Genomic DNA, 6,423 nt, shown 5'->3' on the forward strand with positions numbered 1-6,423 from the left:
TGCGTCCGCTGGGGTCCGGATCGTCGCTCCCGCCGGGACCCCTGCGGGCTTCGCTGGCCGCTGACGCGTCCACAACACGAAGCCCTCCGGGGCGACGCCCGTGGGTGGTAGCGGTTACCCCCAAACCGAGCGTGGGGAGTTTGGGTGCGGAGCGCGCCGAAAGTCCCCACGCTCGGTGGTTGTGGCGGTTGCGTGGGGACTTTGGGTGCGGAGCGCACCACAACTCCCCACGCTTGGCGCGGGGCGGACCGCGCCCCGCATTGCCAGGCGGCCCCGGCTCTCGGTGACCGGGCCGGTCAGTGCGAGGTGGCGAAGGACAGGGACAGCAGGGTTGCCGCGACCATGCCGCCCAGCAGGGTGAGTCCGACCCCGCCGATGTCCAGCCGGGCCCGCAGCTGCCGATGCGCCCAGAGCGCCGCCACCGGCACCCCCGCCGACGGCGCGATCAGGAACACCAGCCACCCGAGACCGCGGATCACCAGCCCGCCCCACAGCGCCTGATGACCGAAAGTGACAAGCCCGGCCGCCACCAGCCCGGCCAGCGTCGAGATCATCGCCCCGATCACCGGGAGCAGGGCGAGCGCCCAGCGGGGCAGCGGCCGGCGGCCGGGGCGCATCCGGTCGTCGATCCGGTCGGCGGCGCGGGCCAGCAGCGACCGAGGTGACTGCAGGCCGGGCCCGTCCGACGAGGCGGTCGGCCGCCGTTGCAGCGCGACCCGGGGGAGTGCCTCGACCGGCGCCGGGTCCGGCACGTCGCCGAGGGCACGTACCCGCAGCCCGCGGGCCCGGCGCAGCTGGCTCCACAGCCGTGCCGCCTCCCGGTCCACGTCGAGCACCTGGGACGCGGCCGCGCCGGCCCACCGGTCCGCGGCGAGCGCGTCGTTCTCGGCCCGGGACAGCTCCCCGGCCGCGCGGGCGGCACTGTCCTGGTAGGCCTGCTCGGCCTCACCCAGGTCGGCGTCGCGCCGCCGGGTCACCTCGGCCAGGGCGCTCACCATCAACTGGTAGTCGCGGCTGGGCGGCTGCCGGTCACGTGTGGTCACTGTTCACCTCGTACGGGATGATCACTTCCGGAGTGCGGTGCACCGAACGGTCGAAGAACAACGCCCGGCGGGTCCGCGGGTACCAGACCGGGCCGCCGGGTTGCGGATGGAGCGGGGTCAGGTCGGCCCCGTGCACGTCGAGCGCGACCCAGGCGCCGATGGTGTCGAACCGCGCGCCGATGCCGCCCAGGTCGTCGCGGAGCCGGGGCACCGAGCGCCACCAGCCGAGCACGTGGATGCGCTGCTCGGGTCCCTCGGTGAGCAGGGTCTTGAGGGCCGGGCGGTGTGCGGCGCCGGCGGCGTCCAGGGCGTACCCGAGGACGTAGTGCGGGATGTCCATGGCGGGCAGGTCGAACCGGACGTCGGTGGTGTCGTACCAGTCGGCCGACGGCAGCTCGGCGAAGAGCCGGGCGGCGGCCAGCGACGCGCCCGGGTCCAGGCAGATCACGCTGAAGTGCGCCGGTCCCTGCGCGGCCAGGCTGAGCGCGGCGGCGGCGAGAACGTCACAGGCTTCTTCGGTACGCGTACCGAGCACCGCCAGGTTCCGCCCCGGCATCCGTCCCAGCCGCAGCCGGGCCGGTTGGGCCGCCACGTCGATGCGTTCGCCGAGCACCGCGCCGGGCGACGATCCGACCGGCGAGTCCACGCCGGGCACCCGCCCGGACGGGCGCAGCGAGGCCGGCAGCCGGGGCACCGCGTCGCCGTCGAAGAGCCGGGGCTCGGGGCACCCGCCGGGCCGGGTGCGCCACAGCCGCCGTTGCAGGGTGCGCCAGGTGTCCCGGTCCCCGGCGTCCGGCAGACGGACGATCCGGTTCGCCCCGGACACCCCGGACTCGGTGTTCACCACCGCGTGGAAGCGCGGGATGACCGCGGCGGCCAGGTTGTCCTCGGCCAGGATCCGGCGGGCCTTGGGCAGCGCGATCCGGAGGGTGAACTGGGCGATCAGCCCGGGCCGGCCCCACAGCGCCTGGATGCCGGCCACGTCCTGTGAGGCCAGCACCAGGTGGATGCCCTGCGAGCGGCCACGCCGGGCGAGGTCCTCGAGCAGCGCGACAGCCTCCTCGGCGACCGCGTCCCGCCCGGCCAGCAGCACTTGGAACTCGTCGATCACCGCGACGATCCGGGGCCAGTGCCCGGTCGGGTCCTCGGCGCGCAGCTCGGCCAGTTTGCCGGCGTCCCAGCGCTTCGCGGCCTGCGCCCGGGTACGCAACTCCTCGCCCAGGTGCCGGAGCATGGCCAGGCCGAACTCGCGGTCGCCGTTCACGTTGATCCCGGCGAGCCGGACCTGGGGGAGCCAGCTCGGGTCGCGGGGGCCGGGCGCGTACCGGGCGAAGGAGACGCCCTCCTTGAAGTCGAGCAGGTAGAGCGCGAGCTCCTCGGGGCCGTACCGGGTGGCCAGCGAGCCCAGCCAGGCGTAGATCAGGTTGGTCTTGCCGGAGCCGGACGGCCCGCCGATCAGCGCGTGCGGCGGGTCGTCGCCGAGCGGCACCTCGACGAGTGAGCCGTCGGTGCTGTCGCCGATCGGGGCGACCAGGCCGCCGATCGACGACTCGGCCCAGTACTTGGCCGGTTCCAGGTCGGACAGGCTGGCCGGGCCGGGGCCGGCGCGCAGCCGTTCGGCGGTGCTCCGGCAGAACGCGGCGATCCGGTCCGGCGGGGGCGGCGGGTCCAGCCGGATCTCCAGGCTGCCCAGCGAGTCGCAGGTGGCGGTCTGGTCACGGACCAGGATCCGTTCCACCGTCGGGTCGTCGTCCAGGTCCAGGCCGCGCACCACCAGGTGCACCCCACAGGCCACCCCGGTGCGTACGATCCGGCCCAGCTGCGCCCGCTGCCCGGTGGTCATCTCCACCGTGGTGGCCCGGTCGGCGAGCAGCACCACCAGCCGCCACGGCTCCGGCCGGGTGCCGGGACGGGCCGCGGTCAGCTCGGCGAGCGACGGGTACTGCCCGCCGAGCGACTCGTTCACCCTGCAGATGTGCTCGACCAGGTCGTCGAGGAGTGACCCGAGCCCGCCCGGTCCGACGAACGTCGGGTTCAGCGGGGCGAACGGGGCGAGCGTCCCGCCCAGGTTCTCCGGGTCGTACACGGTCAGGTGCACGTCGCCGGGCCGGGTGCTGCCGAGCGCACGCAGCAGCACCCCGGTGATCAGGTCGTCGACGGCCGGGGACGGCCCGGTGACGTGCAGGTGCACCGCGTCCAGCAGCGGGATCAGCCCGGGCAGCGCCGCGGTGTCCTCGAACGTGATCGCGCCGATCCGCAGCAGCCCGGGTCGCCCGCCCGGGTCGGGTTCGCTCGGCGACCACAGCCGCCAGGGCGCGCCGGCCGCGCCGGTGGCGCTGGAGGTGGCCAGGCCGCGCAGGTGCCCGGCGAGGCTGGTGGCCTCGCCGCGGAAGCGCCGTTGAATGTCGTCGCGGGCCGACTCGCGGGCGGCGGCGAGCTGGCTCAGGCAGGTGGCGTACGCGTCGCGGACCAGCCGTCGCCGGCTCTGTGCCTCGCCGCGCGCCGACTCCGCGGCGGCCAGCAGCGCCCGTGCGGAGCCCCGGGCCTCGGCCAGCTCCTGCCGGACCACGGCGACCAGCGCGTTGCGGTGACTAGCCACGCGACCCCCCGGAATCCATGTGGGGGGATTTTAGCGATTTCTCACCATTACGACGGATTAGTCAGTGCGTGTCGTGATCTGTCGCTGGAAAGGGCTTCCCAGAGGCGCTCCGCGACCACCATCGCGGCCTCCCGGTGCCACTGCCGCATGGTGTCCCGGGGCACGTACCGGCGGAACCAGTCCACCGCCATCCGCGCCTCCCGGCTCAGTCCGTCCAGCCGCTGCCGCCGCGAGTACGGGTTCAGCCCGAGCACCCCGCAGAACTGCAGCGTGTTGTAGTACCGCCAGTCGTCGCCGGTGTCGAACGGCCCGGCCGGCCGCAGCGCCGACACCTCCTCGCGCAGCACCGCCCGCAGTTCCCGGGCCCGCGCCCGGGGCTGGTCGTCACCGCGCCCGGCGATCCGGTGGGCCACCGCGGGCAGGTCGGTGAGCGGACTGCGGGCCAGCCGGCTCAGGTCGTTGAAGTCGGCGAGCGCCCGCCGGGTCAATCGGAGGAACTCCGGCTCGCCGATCTCGCCGAGCCGGCGTCGTTCCCGGCGGCGCAGCAGCGCGTCCGCGTTCACGTACAGCGCCGCCCGGTCCTGCCGCAGCCGGTTGTCGCCGCCCAGCGCGACCCGGTCCAGCAGCCGGCCCAGCCGCCCGGCCAGCCCGGCGGCCAGCGAGACCACCGCGACCGGGACGAACTGCAGCGTCGTGACGAGCGTGTCGCCGGGCACCGCGTACATGGTCAGCACCGCGGGCAGGCCGACCAGCAGCACGGCCAGCAGCGCGGCGGCCAGCGAGCGCCGCAGGTCCGGGCGCAGGCGTTCGCCGCCGGCCACCGCGTGCGCCACCGCCACCAGGTAGCCGACGACCAGCAGGTCCAGCCCGATCGCGGCGAGCGGGACGGCCGGGCCGCCGGTGTCCACCGGGATCAGCAGGACGGCCAGTCCGGCGGCGTAGAGGGCGGCCATCACGGTCAGCGCGAGCGGCAGGGGGCGCGGTACCACCTGGTCGTACTGCCGCCAGAGCAGCACCAGGGCGCCGGCCAGCGGGGTCAGCCCGACCAGCTTCCCGGCGCCCGGCAGGGCCACCACCATGATCTGGAACAGCACGCCGAGGACCAGCGCGCCCATGTCGATCGGGCGGCGTTCCGACGGGGACAGCGGCAGCAGCGCCACGATGCTGCCGGCCAGGGCCAGGGCGGGCAGGCAGATCAGGATCTGGGCGGTCCGCTCACCCGGTGCGACGGTCCAGGCGACCAGACCGATCGCGTACGACGCGAGTGCCGCGCTCGCCCACCGCAGCGCCGGTCGCCCGGGATCCCGGCCGATCAGATAGCCGGCGAGCCACCAGGAGAGGGCGAAGGCGGGTACGGCGAGCGCGGGCACCCGGAGAGTCAACCAAACAGGCGACGGGTCTGGACACCCGCCGGATCGCCGGCGAGCCGATCCAGGCGCCGGCGCTTGCGGCGCTGGAACACCCAGACGGTGGCCCAGACCATCAGCACCAGTCCGATCAGGACCAGAACCGGCAGCACGATCGCCAGAACCGAGAGCAGCACGCTGCCGATGTCCTCGGCGGTGCTGGCGATCGGAGCGCCGAAACCAGCGGTGGTGACGTTGACCACCGGCCGGGACGCGGCCTTCACGGTGTGCACGCCGAGCGCGATCAGACCGCCCATGGCGATCGGCACCCACTGGTGTGAGCCGAAGAACGAACCGGGGTCGGTGACGGTCACCGTCTCGGAGGACGAACCGGCGCCGAAGGCCAGGCCGCCGGCGGTCGGGCGGACGAAGGTCTGCACGATGTCGTTCAGGTGGTCGACGACGGGGATCTTGTCGGCCACCATCTCGATGGCGAGCAGCCCGGCCAGGATCGTGATGGTCCAGCCGTTGGTGAGCCAGGACCAGCTGTTCGGCAGGTCGATGGCGTTGGTGAACCGGCCCAGCAGGGCCATGGTGAGCAGGGGGATGTAGGCATTCAGCCCGGCGGATGCGGCCAGACCGGTCCCGGTCAATGCTTCGAACACGATGCCAGCATGGCACCGGCACGCTCGTCGTGCCCGGCGGGCCGTCCGGTAGTGTCGCCCGGTGCGCCTGGTCATCGCGAAATGCTCAGTGGATTACGTCGGACGCCTCTCCGCCCACCTGCCGTCGGCGACGCGCTTGCTGATGGTGAAGGCCGACGGCTCGGTGTCGATCCATGCCGACGACCGTGCCTACAAGCCGCTGAACTGGATGTCTCCGCCCTGCAAGCTGCAGGAGAGCGAGGGCGTCTGGAAGGTGGTCAACAAGGCCGGCGAAGAGCTCCGGATCACCCTGGAGGAAATCTTCCAGGATTATTCGTACGAGCTGGGCGTCGACCCCGGCCTGGTCAAGGACGGCGTCGAGGCGCACCTGCAGGAGTTGCTGGCCGCGCACCCGGAGACGTTCGGCGAGGGCTGGACCCTGGTCCGGCGCGAGTACATGACCGCGATCGGCCCGGTCGACCTGCTCTGCAAGGACGCCACGAACGGCTCGGTGGCCGTCGAGATCAAGCGACGCGGCGAGATCGACGGCGTCGAGCAGCTCACCCGGTACCTCGAACTGATGAACCGTGACCCGCTGCTGGCCCCGGTCACCGGCATCTTCGCCGCCCAGGAGATCAAGCCGCAGGCCCGCGTCCTGGCCACCGACCGAGGCATCCGCTGCGTAGTCGTCGACTACGACAAGCTCCGAGGCATGAAACGCGACGAGCTGACCCTCTTCTAACCCGTCCCGTGGGGACTTCGGGCGCGGAGCGCACCGCAACCCCCCACGC

5 protein-coding genes are annotated in these 6,423 nt (G+C 73.5%); 1 reads left to right on the plus strand and 4 read right to left on the minus strand.

Annotated elements, in window-relative coordinates:
• Positions 1-296 precede the first annotated feature (296 nt).
• The 4 genes from Apa02nite_RS08005 to Apa02nite_RS08020 are packed head-to-tail and all read right to left on the minus strand — an operon-like array spanning position 297 to position 5,653.
• Positions 297-1,043 carry a hypothetical protein gene (locus Apa02nite_RS08005; RefSeq protein ID WP_067685786.1) on the minus strand — a complete coding sequence of 249 codons (747 nt, stop codon included), beginning with the start codon at positions 1,041-1,043 and terminating at the stop codon, positions 297-299.
• Complete coding sequence (locus Apa02nite_RS08010) at positions 1,030-3,642, minus strand: FtsK/SpoIIIE domain-containing protein (RefSeq protein ID WP_203824486.1); 2,613 nt, start codon at positions 3,640-3,642, stop codon at positions 1,030-1,032. The genes Apa02nite_RS08005 and Apa02nite_RS08010 overlap by 14 nt, the downstream gene beginning before the upstream one ends.
• Positions 3,643-3,689: 47 nt before the next feature.
• A complete protein-coding gene (locus Apa02nite_RS08015) occupies positions 3,690-5,024 on the minus strand; it encodes a hypothetical protein (RefSeq protein ID WP_203824487.1) in 1,335 nt (444 codons plus the stop codon).
• Positions 5,021-5,653: a DUF4126 domain-containing protein gene (locus tag Apa02nite_RS08020; RefSeq protein WP_203824488.1), complete on the minus strand. Its 633-nt coding sequence runs from the start codon at positions 5,651-5,653 to the stop codon at positions 5,021-5,023. The genes Apa02nite_RS08015 and Apa02nite_RS08020 overlap by 4 nt, the downstream gene beginning before the upstream one ends.
• Before the next feature lie 61 nt (positions 5,654-5,714).
• Between Apa02nite_RS08020 and nucS the strand changes: the two genes are divergently transcribed.
• Positions 5,715-6,374 carry an endonuclease NucS gene (nucS, locus tag Apa02nite_RS08025; protein ID WP_067685778.1) on the plus strand — a complete coding sequence of 220 codons (660 nt, stop codon included), beginning with the start codon at positions 5,715-5,717 and terminating at the stop codon, positions 6,372-6,374.
• The last annotated feature ends 49 nt before the right edge of the window (positions 6,375-6,423 follow it).

The organism is Actinoplanes palleronii (assembly GCF_016862315.1).
In the GTDB taxonomy this organism is placed as follows: Bacteria; Actinomycetota; Actinomycetes; order Mycobacteriales; family Micromonosporaceae; genus Actinoplanes; species Actinoplanes palleronii.